Annotated in this window: 20 protein-coding genes; 9 read left to right on the top strand and 11 right to left on the bottom strand. The window is 57.3% G+C overall.

Annotated elements, in window-relative coordinates; genetic code table 11:
• The first annotated feature begins 76 nt into the window (after positions 1 to 76).
• The gene (gene corA, locus BXP70_RS06640; RefSeq protein WP_086593262.1) at positions 77 to 1267 is read left to right on the top strand and encodes a magnesium/cobalt transporter CorA; all 1191 of its coding nucleotides are present in this window, start codon (positions 77 to 79) and stop codon (positions 1265 to 1267) included.
• A gap of 68 nt (positions 1268 to 1335) precedes the next feature.
• On the opposite strand, the gene BXP70_RS06635 is transcribed toward corA, so the two are convergent.
• Entirely contained in the window at positions 1336 to 4068 is a 2733-nt protein-coding gene (locus tag BXP70_RS06635) for a PQQ-like beta-propeller repeat protein (protein ID WP_086593261.1), read from the bottom strand.
• A gap of 555 nt (positions 4069 to 4623) precedes the next feature.
• Between BXP70_RS06635 and BXP70_RS06630 the strand changes: the two genes are divergently transcribed.
• The 4 genes from BXP70_RS06630 (at position 4624) to BXP70_RS06615 (ending at position 10438) form a co-directional block, all read left to right on the top strand.
• Positions 4624 to 5730, top strand: a complete 1107-nt coding sequence (locus BXP70_RS06630; protein WP_086593260.1) for a M12 family metallopeptidase — start codon at positions 4624 to 4626, stop codon at positions 5728 to 5730.
• 84 nt (positions 5731 to 5814) lie between these two features.
• Entirely contained in the window at positions 5815 to 7968 is a 2154-nt protein-coding gene (locus tag BXP70_RS06625; protein WP_086593259.1) for a M64 family metallopeptidase, read from the top strand.
• 15 nt (positions 7969 to 7983) lie between these two features.
• Entirely contained in the window at positions 7984 to 8739 is a 756-nt protein-coding gene (locus BXP70_RS06620; protein WP_143436391.1) for a hypothetical protein, read from the top strand.
• A 205-nt stretch (positions 8740 to 8944) separates the two neighbouring features.
• The gene (locus tag BXP70_RS06615) at positions 8945 to 10438 is read left to right on the top strand and encodes an APC family permease (RefSeq protein WP_086593257.1); all 1494 of its coding nucleotides are present in this window, start codon (positions 8945 to 8947) and stop codon (positions 10436 to 10438) included.
• Between the two features lie 109 nt (positions 10439 to 10547).
• On the opposite strand, the gene BXP70_RS06610 is transcribed toward BXP70_RS06615, so the two are convergent.
• On the bottom strand, positions 10548 to 10979 hold the full coding sequence (locus BXP70_RS06610; protein ID WP_086593256.1) for a hypothetical protein: 432 nt from the start codon (positions 10977 to 10979) through the stop codon (positions 10548 to 10550).
• 254 nt (positions 10980 to 11233) lie between these two features.
• On the opposite strand from BXP70_RS06610, the gene BXP70_RS06605 reads away from it, so the two are divergent.
• From BXP70_RS06605 to BXP70_RS06585, 4 genes are all read left to right on the top strand, one after another.
• Positions 11234 to 11464: a hypothetical protein gene (locus BXP70_RS06605; RefSeq protein ID WP_086593255.1), complete on the top strand. Its 231-nt coding sequence runs from the start codon at positions 11234 to 11236 to the stop codon at positions 11462 to 11464.
• Positions 11465 to 12336: 872 nt separating this feature from the next.
• The gene (locus tag BXP70_RS06595) at positions 12337 to 13995 is read left to right on the top strand and encodes a glycosyltransferase family 39 protein (protein WP_086593253.1); all 1659 of its coding nucleotides are present in this window, start codon (positions 12337 to 12339) and stop codon (positions 13993 to 13995) included.
• Between the two features lie 294 nt (positions 13996 to 14289).
• On the top strand, positions 14290 to 15669 hold the full coding sequence (locus BXP70_RS06590; RefSeq protein ID WP_245849541.1) for a flippase: 1380 nt from the start codon (positions 14290 to 14292) through the stop codon (positions 15667 to 15669).
• A gap of 3 nt (positions 15670 to 15672) precedes the next feature.
• Entirely contained in the window at positions 15673 to 16587 is a 915-nt protein-coding gene (locus BXP70_RS06585; RefSeq protein WP_086593251.1) for a glycosyltransferase family 2 protein, read from the top strand.
• Positions 16588 to 16741: 154 nt separating this feature from the next.
• Here BXP70_RS06585 and BXP70_RS06580 read toward each other — a convergent pair whose 3' ends face one another.
• The 9 genes from BXP70_RS06580 to BXP70_RS06540 form a co-directional block, all read right to left on the bottom strand.
• Positions 16742 to 17749 carry an alpha/beta fold hydrolase gene (locus BXP70_RS06580; protein ID WP_218779750.1) on the bottom strand — a complete coding sequence of 336 codons (1008 nt, stop codon included), beginning with the start codon at positions 17747 to 17749 and terminating at the stop codon, positions 16742 to 16744.
• Between the two features lie 196 nt (positions 17750 to 17945).
• Positions 17946 to 18656 carry an SDR family NAD(P)-dependent oxidoreductase gene (locus BXP70_RS06575; protein ID WP_086593250.1) on the bottom strand — a complete coding sequence of 237 codons (711 nt, stop codon included), beginning with the start codon at positions 18654 to 18656 and terminating at the stop codon, positions 17946 to 17948.
• A 118-nt stretch (positions 18657 to 18774) separates the two neighbouring features.
• Complete coding sequence (locus BXP70_RS06570) at positions 18775 to 19707, bottom strand: helix-turn-helix domain-containing protein (protein WP_245849540.1); 933 nt, start codon at positions 19705 to 19707, stop codon at positions 18775 to 18777.
• Between the two features lie 401 nt (positions 19708 to 20108).
• A complete protein-coding gene (locus tag BXP70_RS06565; protein ID WP_086593248.1) occupies positions 20109 to 20675 on the bottom strand; it encodes a hypothetical protein in 567 nt (188 codons plus the stop codon).
• Positions 20676 to 20919: 244 nt separating this feature from the next.
• Positions 20920 to 21954 carry a LacI family DNA-binding transcriptional regulator gene (locus BXP70_RS06560; RefSeq protein ID WP_086593247.1) on the bottom strand — a complete coding sequence of 345 codons (1035 nt, stop codon included), beginning with the start codon at positions 21952 to 21954 and terminating at the stop codon, positions 20920 to 20922.
• A gap of 88 nt (positions 21955 to 22042) precedes the next feature.
• Positions 22043 to 22501 (bottom strand): peroxiredoxin, encoded by a 459-nt coding sequence (locus BXP70_RS06555; protein WP_086593246.1) that lies wholly within the window; start codon positions 22499 to 22501, stop codon positions 22043 to 22045.
• A 202-nt stretch (positions 22502 to 22703) separates the two neighbouring features.
• Positions 22704 to 22979 carry a hypothetical protein gene (locus tag BXP70_RS06550; protein ID WP_086593245.1) on the bottom strand — a complete coding sequence of 92 codons (276 nt, stop codon included), beginning with the start codon at positions 22977 to 22979 and terminating at the stop codon, positions 22704 to 22706.
• A gap of 144 nt (positions 22980 to 23123) precedes the next feature.
• Entirely contained in the window at positions 23124 to 24014 is an 891-nt protein-coding gene (locus BXP70_RS06545) for a hypothetical protein (RefSeq protein WP_086593244.1), read from the bottom strand.
• Positions 24015 to 24071: 57 nt separating this feature from the next.
• Positions 24072 to 24671, bottom strand: a complete 600-nt coding sequence (locus tag BXP70_RS06540; RefSeq protein ID WP_086593243.1) for a TIGR04282 family arsenosugar biosynthesis glycosyltransferase — start codon at positions 24669 to 24671, stop codon at positions 24072 to 24074.
• Positions 24672 to 24787: the final 116 nt, after the last annotated feature.

Raw genomic sequence — 24787 nt, 5'->3', positions numbered from 1 at the left:
GTTTGCACAACAGTAGTCAACGCGCAGGGGGGCTTTTCACGTACGTACTTGTGCTCTGCTATCTAGCTTTCCCCTTATGATTGTTGATCCAACCTCTGAAGAACCGGTCGACGCCGAGGTAGATGAATCCCTCGACTCGCTGCGCGGCATCACCGACCGCGACGCTACTCGCCAGGCGCGCGAGCAGCTGGTGGGTGAGCGACCTGGTACGCTCCAGGTGCGCGAAAATTCCCTCAAGCCACGCCTTTTCCTGATTTCTTACGACGAAAAGTTTATTAAGGAACAGGAGTTTGCCAATTACGCCGCCCTTCGCTCCTACTACGAAGCCCACCCGCAACTACAACACTGGCTTGATGTGCGCGGCTACAACGACCTCGCGTTGATGGAGCAGCTGATGCACGACTTCAACCTGCCAGCCTTGCAAATGGAAGATGTACTGGGTGATTACCAACGGGCCAAGGTAGACGTGTTCGACGACGACCGGCTGTTTCTGGTGTCGCGCATGACGGACTTCACGCCCAACTGTGACATCGACGACGACCAGCTTTCCATTTTCACGGGCTCCAACTTCATCATCTCCTTTCAGGATGACTATGAGGATTGCTTGGAATCGGTGCGCAACCGCATCCGCTCGGGTAAGAGTCAGATTTTGCGTAGCTCCCCGCTCTACCTAGCGTACGCCCTCACCGACGTGGTGCTCGATCACTACTACCCGACCATGGCGGCCATCGGCGACTACATTGAGTCGCTGGAAGATGATATTTTTCGGGGGCGACCCAATCGGCGGCTGCTCGCCCGCATCTTACGCATCAAGAAGGACATCACGCGCTTTCGCCGCCTAGTGTACCCTGAGCGCGACAAGATTGCGGAGCTCCTGCGCCTACCCGATGATGTGCTGCCCGAGAACATTAAGCTTTTTTATCGCGACTGCTACGACCACGCCATCCAGGCCCTGGACCTAGCCGAAAGCTACCGCGAATCCATCAGCAGCCTCGTGGATCTGTACCTCTCCAGTCAGAGCAACCGCATGAACGAGGTCATGAAAGTGCTGACTATCATCAGCAGCATTTTCATTCCGCTGAGCTTTGTGGTGGGTTTGTACGGCATGAACTTTCAGCACGAGGACGAACACGGCCACCTCATGCCGATGAACATGCCGGAGCTCTACAGCCCCGTCGGCTACCCCATCACCATCGGTGTATTGGTCATCATTGTAACCATTCAGCTCGTGTACTTTTACCGCAAAGGCTGGCTTCGCAACGACTAGAAAGTAATTGAGTAGCTGAGTGACTGAGTACTTGCTCCGTACCTTGTTCGGCCATATTCCTCAGTCACTCAGTCATTCTTAAAAGCCGTGCGGCGCAATTCCGTGTCTAGGACGCGGTAGAGCTGGTACGTACTTGTGGTTGGCTCATAAGTTATATCAACGCCAGGTACGCTGCTGTCAAATGGCTGACCAGTGAGGAGCCGCCCCTGTCCATCGTAGAGGTAGACTTTGCGCGGGCCAGGTTCAGTGAGCGCAAACACGCGTCGGCCGCTGCCAAAATCAAAATATTGCACCGGCTTGGTGCCCGATGTCACGAAGGTTTGAGTGAGTACCTGACGGCCGCTAGGCTCAAACAAAGCAAGCTTGCCCCCATCTTCGCGCACGACTACATAGCTGCGCTGACGCTGGTCGGGCACTAAACGGAAGCTACTGGTACGGCTCCAAGTAGCCACCCGGCCCCGGCTTACCACGTCGCCGCTGAGGTTGAAACTTACCCGCTCACCGTGCTGCGTCACCACGGTAAGGCGGCTGCGGCGCAGCGTAGGCCCGGCTTCCACAAATGCCGTTGAATTGAGTCGCGCGCCTACACTGATCGGGAAGCCCGGATATACGCTGCCCTGCTGGTCGAAGGCATAGATGTACCCGTTTTCAAGGGGCACTACTATCACATCGCGCCCGCCTATGACCAGGTAGCTAGGCAGGCCGGCTAGGCTGAAATCGAGGCGCTTCGGCTGCCAGCCTGTAAAGGCATTGCCATTGACGTCGTACAAGAACAGATTGCCCCCGCCGCCTGTGACCAGCAAGCGCGTGGCACCGTTGCCAGCAGGCGAAGGCGTCAGGGAGGTAGCTTGCACCGTGTCCGGCAGATTCAGCGGGAAGTTAGCTGCCTCTCGCCCCTGCTCATCGAGCAAGTGTAGGCGGTCGGGCGTCGCTAAGAGCAGCCCGGTGCCGTCGGCCAAAGGCAGGCGCCGCAGCGGCCCGACCAGTGACCCCGGCAGCGAATCGGACCACGCCACCGCATTATCGGGCGTTATGTAGTGCAGCACACGGGCGGCATCTTGCACCAATACCCCTGGCGTGCGGGCACCCGTCACCGGTACCAAGGCAGGCACACTGGTCAGAGGCGTTTTGAAGGTGAGTAGCATGCCCGTTTCACTCTGCGTTTGAGCACGGGCTACCACGGTACCCGTGGCCGGATGCCGCAAAACCAATTGCGTGAAATACTGGGCGCCGCGCTCAGCTTCGTTAGCGGCCGGTACAAACTGCCAGGCAATCTGCGGAAACCGCTTTACCAGAGACTCGTTGCGCAGCAGGCCCGCGCGGCGGTCTTCCACCAAGGCCCGGAGCAGCACATTCCAGCTGTTGCGCGTATCCACGATAATGTTGAGACGTGCCTGCGGCTGCATGTCTTGCAAAAACGCTACCTGCGTTGGAGAGCGGCTCCACACTTCGCCCGCAACTACGTCGGTGAGCCATAGGCGCAACGCGGCGGCATCTTCGCCGAACGCTAGGTAGTTGCCTACTTGCACGACTGCTGGCATTCCGAACCCCGCAAAGGCAGTGCCTAGCAGCCGCGCCGGCAACTCCGCCACGCCGGTCTGATGAATTTGGTAGGGCCCAACTCGCTCAAATGAAGGAGTAGTTCCGGTGGCCCGGCGCAACTGCCCCAGTAAAGTAGCTATCTGAGTTGGGTTGGGGCAATACGCCAACGCCAACTTGGCCGGGCTTTGCCGTGGCGAAGCAGAGGCTAGGTAGCACAAAGCTACTTCTTGGCTGAGCGAAGCGGCCAAGCTATCGACTAGCGGCGCCATACGCCGCGTCACGGAATCGGCTAAGGCGGACGGCGGCGTGCGCAGGGGCGCCACGGAGCCTAGCCCTAGGTGCACCAGCACCGCCGTCCGGATGGATAGCACCTCGGCCATCCGCAGCCGCTGGGCGGGCTGGCCCCGTAGCTTTTCGTGCAACGATCCGCGGGCAGTTTCGGGATTGGCAAACCCATTGAACAGCACTTTATTGCCTACGAGCTTCATCTCCAGTTGCCCGCTACTGCTCAGACTGGCGAAGGTGGTCATGTTCGGCGTCAGGTCGGCGCGAAAGAACAGCGCCAAAAACTGCGGCAAGCGCCGGTAATTCATCAGCAGCGTGGCATCCACGTCTTTGAGCTGCATGAAATCCGTATTCTGGAAATCGGCGGCGACGGTGGGCAGGCCTGGGTGCTCCAGCCGCCGCACAACGGCTTCCACCAGGCCAGCATTGGCACTCAGCAGCAGGTGATTCCGGTAGTTGTAGAAGGTCATGCCCTCCCCCGTGCTCTGCACCCGAATGTCGGTGAGCGTTTCGCCGTGGTAGTCGCGCGTGGTCACGCGGTAATCTGGGTCACGCCCTAGGGCGTCAACGAGCGTCCGTACTTGCCGGTACTCGCGCACCGTCCGGATTGGCACCTGAAACAGCACATCGAAGGAGCTAGGGCTAGTAACGTGCACCGACGTCAGCACGGTCTTGGTGCCCAAAAAGCGCAGCAAGCTGTTGCGGGTTCCCGTGAGGCTATCGACCAGGGTGGCGTCGTCTTCCAGCTGCTGAAAGTAACGCACGCCCGTTAGGTTGTCCCAGAGCTGCGTTTCCTTGAGGTGGCGCACCAGCGTCGGATGATCGTGGGTGGCCAGCACCAGCACCGCGTCATCGGGCACTAGCGTCCAGGGGTCGACGGGAACAAGGGCTACGGTGCGCCGATAATACACGTAGGAACCGAGGGCCGAAACCAACAGCAACCCAACCAGAAACACCAGTAGCTTATTCGACATTCAGGGGTGGTAAGCGTAGAACAGGACGGCAAAGGTAGCTATTCGGGTCCGCGCGCTGTAAGGTTTCGGGACGCTGCAACCACCTAGCTCTTGCCTGGTAGCTCCTTCTTACGTGCATTGCTGCCGAGTTGCTCATTTTTGCCGGCTCGTGCTCACATTTATATGTGATTGACAAGGGGTTAGCGGTGCCTGTATCTTTACCAACAGGTTATCTGCTCCTATCCCCGTTACCTCCTCTACTCCACAGGTCGCTCACACACCAGCGGCCTCCTTGCCCCGCCAACAGCCTTATCACCGCTCGCCGCGTGGCCCTCTCTCCCTTTTCTGAAGTACCAGCCGCCCGGCCTACCTAGGTATTGTCGTCCGCCGGGCGCTGGGCCAGTGCCCCTCGTTCAGACGATACGCTTTGCATCGTCGCGTTCACCCCGCCTGACCTAGGTGGGCCTTTTCCTCTTTCCCTTTTGGCAGTTCCGTCTTGCCCAGCGCTTAGTGCCGGGCCTAGGTCTGCTACGCCGTGCGCCGTTCATCTTCCCCCAAACCTAATTCTTCATCCTTATGAAAAAGACTGAAAAGCAACTTCTCGAAACCCTGGCCAAGATTGCCAAGCTCGCTAGCTCCGTCACCGAAAACGACGACAGCACCACGTCAAGCGACCATAGCAGCAACGAAGCGCCCACGGCGGAAGCTCCGGCGGCCGCGCAGGTTGGCTGCTCGATCAAGGAAGTGCCCGAACGGCTGCGCGCCAAAGCCGCCGAGATGGCAACGCGCATCAACCCCGTCAATGCGCCTTCCCTAACGGCCTTCAACGCCCTAGGTCCGGAAGCAGCGGCGGCGGTATTGGACCCGCAGTTTCTGACGCTGCTCACCACCAAGTACTGGGGGCCGTCGGTGCGCGTACTGTCGGTCAGTTTCATGGAAGCCACGCCAGCTGATCTGCGGGCGCGCATTGTACGACATATGAATGCCTGGAGCACCTCGTGCGGCATTTCCTTCCGTGAAACGACCAGCATTGGCCAGATTCGGATTTCGCGGGCGGGCAGCGGCTACTGGTCGTACCTAGGTACCGATGTGCTGCTGATTCCGAAAAACAAGCCCACGATGAACCTGCAAGGCTTCAGCATGAGCACGCCTGAATCGGAATACCGGCGTGTGGTGCGCCACGAAACCGGCCACACGCTGGGCTTCCCGCACGAACACATGCGGCAGGAACTGATTACGCGCATCGACCCACAAAAGGCGTACGCCTACTTCCTGAAAACGCAGGGTTGGAACAAAGCCACCGTTGATGCCCAAGTACTGACGCCGCTGAAAGCCTCCGAAATCGCCGGTACGGCCGCCGATCAGACGTCCATTATGTGCTACCAGCTGCCCGGCTCCATTACCAAAGACGGCAAGCCCATCATAGGAGGCGTGGATATCAACCTGTTGGATTACGCCTTCGCTGCCAAGATTTACCCCAAAGCTGGTTCCCAGACGGCTGCTTCCTCCCAAGCAGCGCAATCGGCAAGTGTGAATGACTGGGCCCCCGAGGAAGATGTAACCGACGAAGCCGTGCTGGAAGAGGCGCAAGCTACCCTGGTTGCCGAGGCAGCCCCCAGCGCCATGGGCGAGGATCTTGATACCTACAGCGCCAGTTCAAACGGCGTGGCCGCGGGGGTATAAGTGCCGTCGTTGTGCCTAGGCCAACCTAGCTTTCGCTGCCTAAACCGCTCATCGTTACCAGCCTATCTTTAATCAATCATCACGATGCCAGACCATAAATCCAAAGTTCTCGACCAAGGCGCGGTAGATACGGCGCTGCACGTTGACCGGCCGGGGCCGATGCCGGGCGCCGCGCCCGTGACGGATAGTGTGACCCAAATTCTCAGCGCCGGACCGGTGGGCTCCAAGCTGAATATTGCCGTGCTAGGCGACGGTTTTGCCGCCGCCGACCAGGATGCCTACAACCTGAAAGTGCAACAGCTCCTGATCGATGGCGTGTTTGGGCACGACTACTTCTACGAAGACAATCAGGCGTTTAACATCTTCCGGGTGAACCTGATTTCCAATGCTTCGGGGGTTAGCACCCGCGTGTACGATGAGCACGGCACCCACGACAACCCCAAGGACGACACTATCGTCAGCACGACCATGAAGGACACCGCCCTGAAGTACATCTTCAGCGGCTCGTGGGCCCACTGCTGGCTGGAAGGCACGGCCGACACCGCGGCGCTGGTGCAGGCAGCGCTCAACAAGTGGGTGCCCGACTACGATTTGGTCGTCATTCTCCTGAATGACCCGCGTTACGGCGGCTGCGGGGGTGGGGGCTTTCAGGTGGTGCCGCTGGGTATCGGCTGGGAAGTGCTGGCCCACGAGTTTGGCCACGGCACAGGCGGCCTAGCCGACGAGTATTGCACCAGCAACGTGTACTCGGGAGGTGAGCCAGGCGCCGTCAACGTGACCATCAACACGAACCGAAACACGCTGAAATGGCGCAATTTCGTCAACCCTAGCACTCCTATCCCGACCGGCACGGGCCAGTGCTCCGGCTACACGGCCGGCGCAAAACCCGCCGGCTGGAGCGACTCGCAGGACGTAGGCTTGTTTGAGGGTGGTGGCGCCAATGGCCGGGGCATGTACCGGCCCGTTATCAATTGCCGCATGAACGGCAACTCGCCCGAGTTCTGCCCGATTTGCTACACCACCCTCAAAAACAAGATGCACCCCTACACCGGGCGCACCTTCCTGAAGTGCTACGCCGGCGACTTCAACGGGGATGGCAAGAGCGACCTGCTCATGCACAACGGCAACTCCATCATGATCTGCCGCTCCAACGGCGCGCAGCTCGACGTGGTGTTCAGCGCTGTGGAACGAGTGCCGGGCTCGTGGCAATTCAAGCCTAATGACCGCTTCTACATCGGCGACTTCAACGGCGACGGCAAAGACGAGGTAGCGGTGTTCAACGGCTCCGACTGGGGTATGGAATACCTAGGTCTGCTGGCCGATGACGGCAAAAACGGCCTCAAACTGATTGCCCGCTACGACAACACGATGCCGAACTGGGACTTCAAGAAAGACGACCAGTTCTTCGTGGCCGACTTCAACGGCGACGGCAAAAAAGACCTCATCGTGTTCAACGGCACCAACTGGAGCATGCCCTACCTAGGGATGCTGCAATGCTCGGGCACGGGCTTCAGCCTCGTGCGGCGCTACGACGGTAACTTTGCTGGCTGGCAAATGACAGCCGGCGACAAGTTCTACGTAGGCGACTTCGACGGCGACGGCAAGCAGGACCTCTACGTGTTCAACGGCGATAACTGGTCGATTCCGTACCTGGCCATGCACCGCAGCACCGGCAACGCCTACACGATGGTGAAGCGCTACGACGCCAACCTAGCCGGCTGGAACATGACCAAGGGCGACAAGTTTTACCCCGGCGACTTCAACGGCGACGGCAAAACGGACCTGTACGTGTTCAACGGGGAAAACTGGAGCATAGCGTACCTCGCCATGATGGCCTCCAACGGTGCGGCCGTTTCGATGACGCGGCGCTACGACGGCAACGCGCCGGGTTGGCAGATGCGCAAAAACGATCAGCACTACGTAGCCGAAATCAGCGGCGACAACAAAGCGGATCTGTTCGTGTACAACGCCACCGACTGGGGCAAGGAGTACCTCGGCACCATGATTTCGGACGGCGCCAACCTAGCCTGCGCCTGGAAGGAAGATTGGGTCGGCGAGTGGAACCTAGGCTCCGTAGACCGTTTCATCCCCTGCAACTTTGAGGGAGCAGCTGGCAAGCGCGACTTGTTTGTGCACAATCAGAACTGGTTCGGCATGATCAAAGCTACGCCCACGCTGACGCTGCAGAAGCTTTATTACAAGTATATTCACAACTACCGCTACGGCCGGAACTGGTAAGCAAGGAGGTGTACGATGAACAGAAAATCAATCCGCGGTATTTACGCTAAACCCATGGACGCCACCGCCCGTCCGATTATCGAAAACGCCAAGCTGCCCACCATGACCGATGCCGTGGCCCCGATGCAGCAAGCGCCCGCCCGCGACGCCAACTCCCGCCTGATGGATGATGCGCAGCCGCCCCTGATCGACGCCTCGAAGCCCACAATGGGCGCCTTCACCGTGGACCAGCCCGGCCCTATCCGCGTGATACCGCGTGTACTGCCAGACCAAGAACCTAGGCTAACGCGCGCCGCGCCCGACACTTCGTACGTGGTGCTACGGATGCGCGTGCAAGACGGTAAATTGGCCGTTATCGGTTCCAAACGCGTGGATGGGCCCTTGCTGGCCGAAGAAGAAATCGTGCAGGATGGCCTGACCTACGAAGCCCTACTCGACGATAAGCGCTTGAGCCTAGGCTCAGTACCGGATTTCGGCGAGCAGCGCAGCTACCCGCGCCCCGGCACCACCGAACACTACGTCACGGTGCTACCTAGCTTCGACTTTAACCTGCGTGTACCCAGCGACCGAATCAGCTTGCAGGATCTACCGAAGCTGAAAATCTCGCTCTACCGCTTCAAAGTGCCGGTGCCCGATCTGAAGCTAGGTTCGCAGCCCCTACGCGCTCAGCTTGCCCAAGAGGTACGCGTGGTGGCGGAGCTGAACGGCATTCAGTTAGCCAAGCTTCCGAGCAACGTGCAGGAAGTAGTGCAGCGAGCCTTCACGCGCTGAGGCACTTATCTGCCGGCCCCCGACCGGCAGATGCGACCTAGGTGCCAGTTGTTCAACGATACGCGAAGCTGCGCTTCCGTGCTATAAGCGCTGCCTTTTCCAAGCTCCACTAAGCCACGCGGCTTGGTGGAGCTTTGTTTTTGTTGTGGTTGCCGCCCGCGTTGTAGTATCTTCCGCGCTGACAAAACCTCTACTCTCACCGCGTATGCCCGAAGAACAAGGCCACTTTCAGCGTGCCATTACCCTTTTTGATGCCGTTATGCTCGTTACGGGCGGCATGATTGGGTCCGGTATTTTCATTGTATCATCGGGTATTGCCCGGCAGGTTGGGTCGGCCGGTTGGCTGCTCGTAGTGTGGCTACTCACCGGCTTTATTACGCTGGCAGCCGCAGTAAGCTACGGGGAGCTAGCTGCCATGTTTCCCAAAGTAGGCGGGCAATATGTGTACCTGCGCGAAGCTTACAACAAGCTCGTGGCCTTCCTTTATGGCTGGACGCTGTTTCTTGTGATCCAAACGGGGGTTATTGCCGCCGTCGCCGTCGCATTCGCGCGCTTCACGGGCGTGCTACTGCCGTGGTTTAGCGAAACCAACGTGCTCTTCCAAGTAGGCCCGCTGGCTCTGCCCTTCCGCGATACGCCCTACACATTTCAATTTACCACGGTGCAGTTGCTGGCTATTGCCCTGATTGTGGGCCTCACGGCCATCAACACGCGCGGGGTACGCACGGGCAAGCTCATCCAAAATATCTTTGGCTCGACGAAGCTCATTGCCCTCTTCGGTCTGATCGTGCTAGGTTTTGCCATCGGCGTTAACGCAGAAGCTGTTTCGGCTAATTTCCATCACATGTGGGATGCCGCCCGCCACACCGCCGGTCAGCCGACGGTACCGCTTTCCAGTTCGGCGCTCGTGCTGGCCATTGGCATGGGCATGGTTGGTTCCCTGTTCAGCTCCGATTCCTGGAATAACATTGGTTTTTCGGGTGATGAAGTCGTGAATCCGCAGCGCACCATCGTGCTGAGCATGGCCATCGGTACGGCCATCGTGACGGCGTTGTACTTGCTCATCAACCTCATGTACCTCATGGTGCTGCCCTTGCAAGGCGACCCGCAGGCTACTACCCTCGCCGGGCGCGGCCTGATGTACGCCACCAACGACCTCGTGGCCACGGCCGTTGCGGAGAGCTTCCTAGGCCCAGTAGGCGCCTACGTACTCGCCGTGCTGATCATGATTAGCACCTTCAGCTGCGACAACGGCACGATCCTGTCGGGGGCGCGGGCGTACTATGCTATGGCCAAGGATGGGGTTTTCTTCCCAGCCATGGCCCGGCTCAACAAGGCTGGCGTGCCGGGTGTGGCGCTGTGGGTGCAGTGCGCCTGGGGTTGCCTACTCTGCCTCTCCGGCTCCTACGGCCAGCTTCTCGACTACGTAATGTTCTCAGTGGTGCTGTTTTACGTCATCACTATCATCGGCATCTTCGTGCTGCGCCGTACCCGTCCCGACGCCCCACGTCCGTACCGCGCCGCTGGCTACCCCATCATTCCGCTGCTGTACGTGGCTCTGGCGTCCAGCTTCTGCCTTATCCTGCTTACCCAACCCGAAACGGCTGACTTCTCCCGTCGGGGCCTCATCCTAGTTGCGCTCGGCGTGCCCGTATACTTTCTGTTCGGCCGGCGATTTGCCCGCAACACGGAGTCGTAACTGGAACTGGCTAGTTATCATCTTCCCCTACACAGCACCGGCCGCTCCTATACTAGGAGCGGCCGGTGCGTTTTTTAAGCTGTTGCAGCTTCGTAAGTGCTTGCGATACCTAGGCTTGCTGCGTGGGCCGGTCGGTGTTGATATTGTTAGGAGTTTCCTGCGGCCCGTCGGCTTCTTTCTCGCCGAACTCTTGGGCGTGGCTACGCACGGAATGGTCTAGTTCGTAGCTACCTTCAGCCTCAAAGCCAGGGCCTTGCGCCTGCTCACCAGCATTTTCGTGGTCGTTGCCACCCTGCGGCGAAGTTTCGCTGCCCCCAATGTGCAAGTTTTCGAGCTGGTCTTTTTGGTTGCTGCGTTCAGTGTAGCCCCGAGCACCGGTGTTACGCTGGGCCGAAGGGTCATTGCTTTCCTTGCCGTTGCTTTCCTGTTGCTGCACCTTCTTGTGCTGCTCTAGGTTCTCGTTCTTGGCAATGTCTTCTTTGATATTGGCGTTTTCGTTTTGGTTATCGTCGTTGTTGTCGAAAAGACTATCGAGTATCATCAGTTTTGAAAGTTAGGAGGTGGATGGTATGCGTGGCTTATCTTGCTTACGGTAGGCTGGGGTAAGAGTTGTAGAACACACCGTTCGCCTTCGACAAAGCCATTAGCCAGTACTTGTCCCGGCGTAGATTGGTATAGCGGCCGTTTGCTGGTCAGCCACCCTCCTAGTTGAAATAGCGTACACGGCAAGCACCTAGGTCCACCCGTGGCCCTTACCTCTCCCCGACTTATCTTTGTGCCTTAGCCCCGCCTTGCATGGATTTCTCCAAACTCTACCGCCCCAGCGCCCTCAACAGCTACCAGTTCATTGCCGTAACGGGCCTGATCATGAGCGCTGCCGCTCATCTGATCCTGCATTTCTTTGTGCACCATACCGTTCCAGGGTTCAATTGGCTCTACGTGTGCTGGACGGGCTTATACATCATTGGGTCGTTGATGAACTTGTTTGGCAAACCCAATAACGGCCACCATCATCACCATCACTAAACGAGGCCTAGGAAGCTTCTCCGATGGCAGAAACGCAAACGCAGACTTGCTACCGCGCAGGTCTGCGTTTGCGTTTCTGCTGTTTTGCAAAACACCTCTTGCGGCAAAAAGCGTTGCTCGAAGGGGCGGTAGCTTTCGCTCACTATCGTTAACCTACGGTACGGGTGTAAAGGTCTGTTGTGGTAAAGACTGCACGGCTTGCGCATCCCTGGGGCTGCTACTTGGGCGAACAATGAGCATACTTGCCGGCGCCGCGGGGGTCAGAACACGCATTGCATTCGGACGACTCACAAAGCTCCCTCCGGGCTCTAATTGCTTGGTCGTGCCTTTGCTCTCATCGTTAACGAGACCTATGAAGCGGCGCATAGGTCTTTTTCCAGGTACTATCTGCTTGGCAGCACGCGTCGGATTGGGCTGCGGCAATCCGTCTGCTAAACAAAAGGCTGGTAACATTCCCAAGGCGGCCATATAGAAAGCTAGCTTTTTCATGAGACTTGGCGTTTTACGTATGAAGAGCTACTTGAATTTACTAAAGTTGCAAGCTTATCCGGTATAAGCTCGCTTATGCGTATCAGACCAAGGCTATTTCGAAAGCGGCGGACAGGCCTCGTACGAGCCTACGCGGGAAGGCCTAGCACGACCGACAACCAACTTCCTGACTAGCTTTAGCGTTAGTTACAACTAAATTCCGATTGTTAATTATATTATTCTATTAACAATCAGCTATTTATTCTGATTATCTGTACTCTGGACAATCCTTAGGGAATAAATGTCCGTACAGAGGTTGTCACCGTCGCTGAGCTGGCGGTGCTTGAAGCTAGGCCGCCGACGCTCCCACCCAGTCGCGGCATGGGAAGTACTATGGTTTTGCTATGAAGCACGTTGACCGTGGCCTCGCGCCAGGTAGTCGCACCCTATGGTGGTGGCTGGCCCTGATGGCCGTATTGGTGGGAATTGCACTGCGGGTCTGGCAATGGTCGCTGGGCACCACCATGTTCATGGATGAGCTAGCTATTGTGCACAACGTAGTTACTCGCTCGGTCGGGCAGCTCGTGCGTGCGCCGTTGGCCGAGGCCCAGGTGGCACCGCCGTTGTTCTTGTTAGCAGAAAAAGCCTGCTTAGTACTATTTGGTAAGTCGGAGCTTTCGTTGCGGCTGCCGCCGTTGCTAGCTTCCCTGGCGGCCCTGCTCCTACTCTGGCCGGTGGCGCGGCGCGTGCTCGACGAGCGCTTGGTGCCACTGGCGCTGCTGACGTTTGCCGTTGGCGTCACCTTTGTGCACTACAGCAACCAAGTAAAGCAATACGCCAGCGACGCGGCCGTGGGGCTGCTGGTGGTGTACCTCGCTTTGCGGCTCCGCGAGCGGCAGCTGCCGTCTACTCGTTTTTGGGTGCTGGCGGCGCTGGCAGGTTTGGTGCTGCCTTTCTACTCACAAGCTTCGCTGATGTATTTCGCCGGTTGTGGCGCAGCGCTGGTGCTCTTAGCATCCTTCGACGCTGGCCGCCCCCGGTTGCGTGTTACAATGACAGTAGTAGGTGCTTGGGCGGTGGGATGCGTGCTAAGCTTGGCGCTGGCGCAGCACACACTCCGGCCCATCGATCAGGCCTTTATGCAGTATTTCTGGCGCGAAGGGATGCTGCCGCTGAGTGCACGTTTGCCCATCGATTTCACCCAAGATATAGCGGAGCGCTGGGCCAATGGCCTCGGTTGGCCGCATCCCACCAGCATTTGGGTTGGGTTTACGCTCCTTGGTGTGGGGCTGCTCTGGTGGCAGCGGCGCGAAGTGGCTTTGTTGCTGACGGCGCCGTGGGTGCTGAGCACGTTGGCAGCGCTGCTGCACCAGTTTCCGCTGCGCCAGCGCCTGATGGATTTTCTGGTGCCCACCTTGATTCTGTTTGTATTTGCAGCGTTTCAGGCGCTTGTACGGTGGGCGTGGCAGCGCCATGCAGGGCTGGGGGCCGTGGCGTTGGGGCTCTGCCTGCTGCCCGTTCTGTACAGCACCACGCGCCACAATCTGCCGCCTTTCTGCGTGGAAGATGCCAAGACGCTGTACGCCAAGCTAGCCCAGGTACGCCGCCCCAGCGATGCCGTATATGCCTATTACGGGGCCGGGCAATACTTACGCTGGTATGGCCCAGCGTATGGCCTGCGCCCCCCAAGCTACAAGCTAGGCCACTGCTACCGCCATCTGCCGGGGGCCGAGCGCAATTACCTCAAGGAGGTAGACACGTTCCGGGGTCGGCGGGTGTGGCTGGTGATGATGCACTTCGACCCCTATGAGGAACAAGACCTAAGAGCCTACCTAAGCAGCATCGGCCGGCCGGGGCCGCGCCTAACGGTACTCGCGCGGATGCCCGACGAATCGGTGGGCTACAAAGTATCGTACGCCCAGCTCTACGACCTGACCGATGCCAAGCGCGCCGCACGCTTTTCGGCGGCTACTTTTCCCTTAGTGCCCACGCCTAAGCGCCCCGCCGACGAAATATGCTGGAGCTGCTACGGACCGCAAGCCATAGCCAACAATCACTACTAACCCCTCATAAGCCACCACCGAACAGCAAAATAAGTGGCTAGCTTTTCTCTTCAAGACCCTCTACCTATCTCGAATAACTAGCAGATTTTCTGGCCTTTTGCGAAAAGCCATGGGCTGTAGAGCCTTTTACTGGCAATACCTCCCAGGAATCTGCAACCCGTGTCAAGTAAACGTAGTAAGGACATCGGAGGATAGGATGAAAGCTCAACAGCTGGATTCTACTAAGCTCCTCCTTCCGCTGCTGCCTCCCTACTACCCGGCTGGTCTTATTCGAGAGCATTACACACCCGCTTTGTGATACAAAACACGACCGTAGTAGAAGAAGATGGCACCGTTCCGGCCGCCACACCCCCGCCTGCCCCACCCCGCATGAAGCGCTTCGCTGTCAACGTAGCTTCGCTCTTCAGTGTCCAGATTGCCAATTTCCTGCTGCCCCTGCTCACGGTGCCATATGTGGTGCGCATCATTGGGCCCGCCAACCTAGGTCTGCTCAACTTCTCACAGGCGTACGTCACGTATTTCAGCCTGCTCATCAACTACGGGTTCGACATGGCGGCCGTGCGCTCCATTGCGGCCAACCGCAACGACAAGGAAGCCACCAATAAGATTTTCAGCCAGGTGATGGCTGGCAAGACGCTGCTATGGGTGCTCTCGACCGTCATCTTCACAGTGGTTTCGCTTTCCAACCCCGAGTTTCGACAGCACCTGTTCCTGCACGTGTGCACCTACTTGGTTTGTATTGGCACGGTGCTCTCCCCTTTCTGGCTCTACCAGGCCATGGAAGACCTAGGTCGGGTGGCCATCTTCAATTTGGCCGTGAAGCTGATCTTCTCCTTATCGGTGCTGCTGTTGATTCGGCGGGCCGAGGATTTCTTCTACCAGAACCTAGCTATTAGCGTGTCGCAGATCGCCGTCAGTGTGACGGCTTTGTACGTGGCTATGCGCCGCTTCGACATCAAGTTTACCTGGCCTACCCGCCCGGAGCTGCTGACGCGCTTCCAGGAAGACCGCACGATCTTTTTCTCGTCGGTTATGATCACGATTTATGCTAGCTCCAATGTGTTCTTCCTAGGTCTGTTTGCGCCGGCCTACAATGTTGGGATCTACTCAGCTGGCACACGCCTGGAGGGCATGGCCGAAACCTTTGTGGGCTTGGCGCTCAATCAGGCCTTCTTTCCTATTGTGGCTAATGCCTTCGGGCAGGGCCGCGAGGAGGGCCTGCGCATGGTGCGTAACACGTTCTTCCCGCTGTTCATCCTGATGTCGGTGGTGTGTCTAGGCTTGTGGGTGGTAGCGCCGCTATTCATTGAGCTGCTGTACGGAGCCAAGTTCCTGCCTTCTATTTCGGTGCTGCGCGTCGTGTGCGTGCTGCCGCTCATCATTGGCATGAGCAACTTACTGGGCATGCACACCATGCTCAACCTGCGCATGGATAAGGCTTTTTTCATGGTCACGGCCATTGGGTCCGTCCTTGGCGTTGCGCTCAACGTATTCTTAATCAACAAATTTGCTCACCTAGGTGCTGCTTATGCCCTTGTCATCACGGAGTTGTACATCACACTAGCTATGTACGGCTACCTGCGCTACAAGGGCATTGAAGTAGTCAAGCTCTCCCACTTGCGCGAGGCTTTCTTTTTCACCAAAACACGCATTCAAACTTTACTTCATCGATAAGCAATGGAAACTGTAGCGGCCGTCGTGGTCACGTACAATCGCCTCAACGACCTGAAAAAGTGCCTCGAAACACTGCACCAGCAAACCCGTAAGATCGATGCGTTCTTCGTCATCAACAACGGGAGCACCGACGGCACCCAAGAGTGGCTGGCCACGCAATCCGAGTTGCAGGTCATCAACCAACCCAACCTCGGCGGCGCGGGCGGCTTTGCCACCGGCATCGACACGGCGTACCAAGCGGGCTTCACCTGGCTCTGGTGCATGGATGACGATTGCCTAGCCGCGCCCGATGCGCTAGAGAAGCTGCTGGCCTCCCCGAACCTAGGTCCGTGCATTAAAAACTCGATGTCGGTGAGCGTGAAAGACCACGAGGAGCTTGCCTTCTTCGTGCCGCGCCCCAACAAAGAGTACCGCAAAGTATCGGACATGACGGGCGTCGACCTTGTGTATGGCGTGGCTTCTCTCTTCAATGGCACTCTCATTCACTCAGAAGTGGTGAAAGCCATTGGCATTCCGGATAAGAACCTGTTTATCTGGGGGGACGAGGTGGAGTACATGACCCGCGCCCAGAAAATGGGCTTCTCGGTAGTGACGGTGCCTAGCAGCGTGTTCTACCACCCCCCTTCCTTCGACCGCGACGGAATTCCGTGGCCCGCCGCTTGGAAGCAGTACTATGCCGTGCGCAACCAGCGACGCGTGTTGCAGAACACGCACGGCAACACCATTGGGCGCATGCTCTTTGCCAGCTGGGCTACCAAAGCCACCATTCAGCAAGCTTTGGCTAAGCGCAAAAATCGCTTCTACAACTTCCTACTCTTCGGCGAAGCCGCCTTGGATAGCCTCATGAACAATTTCAAAAAGCGCCCGGATACTATTCTGACGCTGAGACTCTACAAGTGGCGCAATAAATTGGCCTAGCTTTGCGGCGAGTGTATTAAAACCACCTAGCCCAACGGGGCCACTCTTACCGTAAGAGTGGCCCCGTTGGGCTAGGTGGTTAAGGGTTCCTCCTTCACGTCTACCGCTCCGACGTCCTAGGCATCCGACCGGCAGGCGTTGTGGAGCATATTCCTTAGCCCAGGAATGCCAGCAAAGCCTCGTAGAATTTGGCTGGCGCCTCTAGGTGTGGAATGTGGCCTACTTTTTCAATGGGCACCAGCTTGGCCCCCTTAATCTGCGCGGCCGTGCGCTGACCCAGGGCGGGGTACTGCCCCATGGTGGCTAGCACTTTCGGGTCCTTAATCAGCCCTTTGCCCACCACCGTGCGGTCGGCTTGACCGATAATGAGCAAGGTCGGTGCCTTCACCCGGCTGAACTCATAGCACACCGGCTGCTGGTAGATCATCTCAAATGTGAGGGCGTTGGCCAACGCCACTTTCGGGAAGTCGGGGTGGCGGGTTTGAGCGGCCAGCGGCTTCACCCATTCGTCGTGGGCGGCGGGATAGCCATTGGGGTAGTAGCTGCCGTGGTACTTACGGATGCTTTCTTCCGTGCTTTTCAACTCTGTGGCTTCCGCCTGATCAACCGACTGGAACGGTACTCCTTGGCGGTAATCCTCTAAGCCGATGGGGTTTTCCAGCACTAGCTTCTCGGTAGCTTCCGGGTACATCAGCGTGAAGCGCGTGGCTACCATGCCGCCCATGCTGTGTCCTACTACCACCGTTTTGCGAATACCTAGGGTATCGAGCAAGTGCTTAGTGTTGCGGGCCAGTTGGTGAAACGAGTAGTAAATGGCTGGCTTATCCGACTTGCCAAAGCCAATCTGGTCGGGTATGATTACGCGGAAGCCAGCTTTGGTTAAGGCCTGAATAGTGCCGCGCCAGTAGGCACCAAAGAAGTTTTTGCCGTGTAACAGCAGCGCCGTGCGCCCGTTCGCTTTGCCGCTCGCGGGCACATCCATGTAAGCCATGCGCACCGTTTGGTGCTCTAGCTTCAGCGGTAAGTAGGCAATGGGATACGGGTACTTATAGCCGTCGAGTGTGGCATCGAGCGTCGTAGGTACTTGCGAAGTTTGGGCAAGGCCCATAGAAAACTGCCCCAAAAAGAAGCTTAGGAGCACGAAAAAACGAAATGCATGCATATGGGTGATAAAAGGTAGTTACCCGCTGATACGCGCAATTCCACCGAAAGTAAACACCAGAGCATTCTGAAGTACCCAAGTGCTACTAACAGTGATGAGCATCTTTGGACGTAGATTGCCTACTGCTACCCTAAAGAGGTCCAGCAAAAGTGCCCTAGCTGATTGACTGCTGCTAGCTGCCGCTATCGGCACGCTCTTACCAGGGTAAGGGACCAGCAGAAGAAGAGGTCGTGCCAGTGGGGCCATCGGCCGGGAGGAGCGCTAGCCGGATGGCCTCTGCTGCCCCCTGTGCAGGAGTATCGGTGCCTGCAAAGCCGTTTAGATCGGTGGCCGTGTAGCCGGGCGCGGCCGAGTTTACCTTGATGGCTGTATCCCGCAGTTCGTAGGCTAGCTGCCGGGTCAGCATATTCAGGGCGGCCTTCGAGGCAGAGTAGCCTAGCAGGCCCCAGTCGTTCTGGCCACTAAGGGTGAGCGAGCCAAGCGGACTGGATACGTTCACAATGCGCCCTGCCGCGGCCTGCTTCACCAGCGGTAAAAATGTTTGGGTGACGGCCAGCGTGCCTAAGAAATTGGTGTGGAGTGCTTGCTCCACACTGCGCAAGGCGGCCGTGCTAGGCGAACCGTCACCGGCCGCATTGATGCCAGCATTGTTCACCAAGATATCGAGGTGGCCTTCCTCGCGCTGCAAGTGCGCCAGCGCCGCGTCGAGCGTCACTTGGTCGGCTAGGTCCATTTCGAGGAATAGAACGTCGCCTTCGGCTGCCAACTCCGCGGCAGCTTGCTGACCTTTAGCTGCCTCACGGGCTCCTAGGTACACCCGACAGCCTGCTTGTAGCAGTCCCCGCACTATTTCGAAGCCGATGCCTTTGTTGCCGCCGGTGACCAGCGCAATTTTCTTGTTTGCCATGTTGCCTGTGGGTATTGCCTCCTAAAAAGGGAAGTGAGTAAGTACACCCCAAAGGTCTGGGAGGTAGCCGGGCGGTAAACTTCGCCAGTCAACCCATCTGTTTTAGATTTCAAACATCTTAGACTCCAAACACGGCCAAACGCCGAAAGTCCCCCGGCGTTTGGTCGGCGTGGCGCTTGAAAAAGGTACAGAAGTGGGCGACATCGGCAAAGCCTAGGCTGTCGGCGATTTCCGAAATACTCCAAGCAGTTTGCTTCAGCAAGAGCTTGGCTTCCTGCATTAAGCGGCGGCTGATGAGGGCAGTGGTGGTGTGGCCTGTCGTTTCCTTCAGCACGCGGTTGAGGTGGTTGACGTGCACAGCCAACTGGTCGGCATAGTCGGTGGCCGTGCGCAAACGCAACGGCGGTTGCGCGCTTAAACGCGGAAACTGCTGCTCCAGCAACTCTGTGAACTGGGTAGCAACTCGTTCGGCGGCGCTGTGCGTCGTTAGCGGGGCGGGGGCCGGCTGTAACTTCTGCACCAAGTGAATCAACTCCCAAAGGTAGGTGCGCAACAGGTCGTGCTTGTAGGCGTAACCTGATACAAGTTCGTGCGCCATCTTCTGGAAAATGGCTTCAAGCGCCCCACAGTCGGCCTCGGTCACTGCCCACACCGGGTAGGCCCCAGGCTGAAAAATCGGCAGCTCCGCCAGCACCACTCCGGTTCGGGCGGGTAGCAGAAACGCGTCGTCGAAGAGGCAGCTATAGCCCGCGGGCGTTTCAGTGAGCGGCAGCCATCGGTAGGACACGCGCGGCGTCACTAGAAATAAGGTATTGGCGCCAACGTGCGGGGCCTGGTCGGCATACTCCACTTGGCTGCGCTCGCGGCAGAGCGTAATTTTATGGTAGGCTCGTCGGGTAAACGTCATTGGAGGCGCCCCGCGGAGGTCCGCCAATGAAAACACGTTAAAATGTCCTACTCCTTGCCCCATGTCTGGCGGCGGCAAGACGCCAACAGCGGACTCCGTAGGAGCACAGGCGTCGTAAAAAGCAGCGAGAGAATTCGGTTTCACAGGAAAATTGTACGAATCCTGCGGGCAAATAGGCGGTGGCAGTAGGCAAAAGTGGCTACAAGTTATCGTCGGCCCTAGATAGCTTCTCGGTGTCCACTTCCAGCAGCCCATTCCTTGCCAGCCAAAGAGTAGCTAGCTCTTCCTACACAGACCCTTAGCTTATCACATTCGTAGAGGCATTGCCCGGCCGCACCACCTAGGTCGTGCTTATATGCCCTACTCGACTACCCTCAACTTCACTCCGCCGAGCGACCTTATAGCCACCTCAAACAATTCTGCCCCAGAGCCACACGCTATGATAAGCTAGGTGCCCTATTTTTTGGCCTTCGTTCACTTGGTAGCAACCGTACGCTGGTTGCGTAACGGTTACACTACCTAGCTTTTTTGGCACTGTGCCTTATTTATTGTTCTTGCTTTCGCAGCGCCAGGCGCAACTCAATGGCGCGCGTATCCTCGTCTGACCACACGATGGATTTGATATCATCTAGCCGAAATACCGAGGTGCCATCCGGCTCCCCGTACTCGTTGTAGCAATCAGCGATAAATTCGTCGTCGGTGAGGCGCGAAACCATGCCGTAGTAGTTCATGCCCGAGTAGGTATGAAAATAGATAACGTGCCGTAGCTGCTTCGATTTGGTCAGGATTTCCGGCATGGTCAAATAAGTCTCCTCCACAAAGTTGGGGCTCTTTACGCGCCCGTATATCTTATCAAGGTTGTTTTCCTTGAGCTCCACGTTGCGGATATACCGGTCATCATAATCTAGCTGGAAAATCTCTCCCTTCCGGATCGCGCGCACGCCGTGTAGCAAGCCGTTGGGATTAACCATCTTCAGCATCACCGTTTCGTCGTTGTGCTCTACGATATAGCCTAACGCGAAGCGACTAGGCTCGCTAGGATTTGTGCGCACCGTAACGATGCGTCTTTCTACACGCGCACTTTCTAATAATTCCGTAAGTAAATTTCCCATTTAGATAGAGTAGTAAGCGTAAAATGCTAGCCGTAGAGGCGGCAGCTCGTTGATTTGGCAACAGGTGGGGCTTCCTCTCCCTCCGACCCCAGTTAACGTTGTCTGGCAAATCGGCCACGCGCACGCAAGAAGCCCATACGGCTATGCAATTGTACTGCCAGTCTCGCGTGAGCGGGGCAGCACTCTTGCATAGCCGTATGGGCCTCTTGCGTAGTTGCTTACGTTGGGGCTAGGTAGAGCCGCCTTACTTCTTCTTTACCTCGAGCTGCAAAGACGAATCTCGAATCAACAACTTGGGCTTCAGAACAATACGTTGAGCAGGAAAATTCTCGGTACGTTTGCGCATTTGCAGGAATAGCTGCACAGCCGATTCACCCATTTGCTCGCCGCGCTGGTCGACGGAAGTGAGGCTAGGTTGGGTGAGCGTAGTGAAGGGCTCGTTGCTGAAGCCTGCCACGGCAATATCCTCGGGCACCCGGATGTTGTGCTCGTTTAGCACCCGCATAGCACCGGCCGCCGGGAAATCATAAGACGAGAAGATAGCGTCGGGTCGCTCCGACAGCTTCAGCAGCTCTTTCATGCCTGCCTCACCGGAAGCGTGGCTGGAGTTAGGCAGCCAGAATACCAGTTCCTCATTGGCAGGTAACCCATGTGCACGCAGCGCATCCAGGTAACCTAGGTGCCGGTTGCGGGTGGTGTTCATGTGCTGGGGCCCCGCAAAGTGGGCAATGCGCGTGCAGCCCTGTTCAACCAAGTGCTTCACGGCTTGGTAGGCACCCTGGTAATCATCCAGGATGACGGCATTCACGTGGGCGAGCTCCGGCATGCGGTCGAAGAACACCAGCGGAATACCTTGCTGCTGCACTTTCTCAAAGTGCTCAAACTCGTGCGTGGTGCGCGACATCGACACCAGAATGCCTTCTACTTGCGCGTTGAGCAAGGCCTCAATGTTCTTTTTCTCGCGGCGCACATCCTCGTTCGATTGGCACATCATCACGTTGAAGCCGGCTTTGCTGGCTACGGCTTCAATACCATCCATCACCGACGGAAAAAAATAGCCGTTGATGTGCGGCACAATCAGGCCGAGCATATTGCTGCGGCCCTTGCGCAGAGCTGCCGCCAAATGGTTGGGCTGATAGTTCAGCTCCTTAGCCAGTTCCCAAACGCGTGCTTTGGTTGCCTCGCTAATATCATCATGCCCATTAAGCGCCCGCGAAATAGTTGATACCGAGAGGCCTAACTGTTTTGCTATATCGGTTATTGACGCCTTCTTTGCCACAAACTTGTCCTTTAAATCGTTCTTAGGGGAAGCCGACCTGGTCTGGACTTACGCGGCAGAAGGTCGGCATGCAGCGCAAGTTATAATTTCATTTCTCTAACCTCAATAATACTTCTTTTGCCTGAGCTACATGATCGGTCGCCCGGCTCATTGAATTAAAAATATATTGGATTACGCCAGTCTTGTCAATTACAAACGTTACCCGCCCAGGCAGCAGGCCGAGTAAGGCGCGTGGCACCTCGTACAACTTGCGCACTTGGCCTCCGGCGTCGGCTAGCAGCGGAAAAGGCAGGCGGTGCTTCTGGGTGAATTTTTGGTGCGCTGCCTCGCTATCGGAACTTACGCCTACTACCTCAGCACCTAGGTCCTGAAACTCCTCGTACTGGTCGCGGAAGGAACACGCTTCTGCCGTGCAGCCGGGCGTGTCGTCTTTCGGATAAAAGTACAGGACAATATTGCGCTGGCCACGCTGTTCACTCAGGCGAAACGTATCGCCAGCGGTGGTTTTTAAAGAGAAGTCAGGGGCTTGATCGCCGATTTGGAGCATGGGAGAAATTGTAACAAATGAAGCCGCAGCCACCCAAAACAGGCAGCACCTCAGCACGCCCAAAACTAACGAGTTGCCTCATTGTTCACGGCAACCTAGCTTCTTTGCTTTGTGCAGCGGTAGGCTTCGCTTCTACAGAAAGCGTAAAACGAACAACCGCATTTTTTCGTGCTGTGTAGGCACTTATTTCCACGTGGCCAAGCTATGGTCGTGTTATAACGGCCCGCCCAACGCATTGAAACTGCTGAAATGCAAGGATTTGTACGCTTTCCTCACCCGTGAGTTGCGGGGAGTAGGCCTTTACGCCTACGGGAGTAACTTCTATGACAATTAGCAGGTAGGCGTACCAAGGGTGCCCTTGTTCCGTGATTTGTACGATATCCTGCTTCTCTACCTGCCCCAAGCTCGCCGCTTGCGCTACCGTTTCCTTGCTGGTAGCTAGCTCATCCAGAAATACTTCGAGACCTTGACCCGACATAATACAACAATGGTTAAGTTAAAACAACGCGTTCGTACGCCGCGCTACTAGCTTGACTGCAGAAGCAGTACGTAATCGTATACCTTCCGGCTAGCTTGCGGGCAGGCACGGCTGCATACGCTAGGTCCGGTACCACCCTTCCGGCTAACCTTCGTACGCCGTACGTTTTACTTCCTTCAACGTCATTCGGCGCCCGTCCCAGGTAGTTTGGCGCAACAGCAAATTGGGGTATTTTTTGGCGAACCAATACACATTTTCCTTCCGGTCGGCTAGCACTACGGCCACACGCCAGGCCGGCTCTGCCGTATCGGCCACCAAGCCATCGGCGACGCGAATCTGCGCGGTATAGTAGACGGGCGGTAGGCACGCGTCTGGCGCCTGGGCGGCGCGCACAGTAGCGCCAAAGGCCGGCTTCCGCTCGAAGCGCAAGCTGCGCAACGTGTAGGGCAACGCTTCCTCAAATAGCACATCCCGACGCAATTGACGCTGGCCGCTACCCGGCTGGCTTTGGCAGGAGCTATACGATTCTACGTACTGCAACCCATCGTCGGTGATGGCCTTGAATGTGACGCCGTTCCAATCCTGGGCCGAAGCCGTGAGTTTGTAAAGCGGCACCGGCTGGTCGCGGCGAAAAAACAACGAGGTGAGGCAGTGCTGCGGCAAAGGCGTAGTCGGCAGCGAATAGATCTGGTTCACCTTCATTACCGGATACAAATCTTTCCGCTTGTAGTCGGCAGCCCGGACGTTGTACTGCATGCTGAATTCCTCTTTCACCGTGAGCAGGGTGCAGTCAAACTGCTGGGTTGCCGCGCCTACGGTTTGTTCAGCCGCGTACGTAGCTACTTCGGCCAGGCTATCTTCCCAGAATTTGTCCATGGCCCACTGCGCATTGAAGTACGGCGTGAGCTCTTGCAGGGCGTTGGTGGGTGCTACTGCGTTTTCTACGTGTTCGGGCTCTTGTTTGTCCGTTGAACAGGCCCCACTACCAAGCAACATCAAGAGGAAAAAAGAGTACCGGTAGGAAGCAACAGGCATGAGGAACAGTTCACGTTAGCTCTTGCATACGCGGAAACGTCGCGCGCGTTTGCCCGGCTACTGTTCAGTTGCGCGCCACGCAGCCAAATCTTCGGCGGTATCGATGTCGCGTAGCGTAGGCAGCAGTACTACACGCAGACCTAGGTGCGCGGCGTCGGCTAGCGTAGCCGCCCGCACATCGGCAGTGCTCCAAGCTTTGTTTTGAAACAGCTCCGCGTGCAAACGCGTCATGCCTAGTAAATAATACCCCCCGTCAGCCGCTGGCCCGAGCACCAGGTCGTGCGCAGCCAAAGCGTGAAAAGCGGCCGCTAGGTGGGCAGTCGTCAGGCCCGGACAGTCGGTGCCGATGATGACGGCTGCGGTGGCTCCCTGGTGAAAAGCGGCGGCAAAAGCTGCTTGCATTTTTTGACCTAGGTCGCCGGAGGGCTGCCCTTGCTGCTCAAAGTCAGGCCATGCGCTGGCCGCAGCTGGGGAGGAAGTAGGCTCGGCAAACCACACCGTTTTCGCAACGCCAGTTAGCCCGGTTGCGGCCTGCTGGGTGTGCTGCACTAGCTCTTGGTATACCTCCAAGGCCGCAGCCGGCCCGATGGTGGCCGCCAGCCGGGTTTTTACCCGACCTAGCTCCGGATGGCGCGCAAAGACAAGTAAATGCTGCAAAAAAGTAACGAAGTAAAAGGAGTAACTGCGTACGAACGTCCGGTAGGGCTCTGCCGCTGGGTAGTCAGGCGTTGGAGCGTGTGCTGAGACACCTGCGCAACTGTGTAGAACGTCAT

Source organism: Hymenobacter crusticola, assembly GCF_002154225.1.
GTDB lineage: Bacteria > Bacteroidota > Bacteroidia > Cytophagales > Hymenobacteraceae > Hymenobacter > Hymenobacter crusticola.
This window is presented reverse-complemented; position numbering and strand designations above follow the sequence as displayed.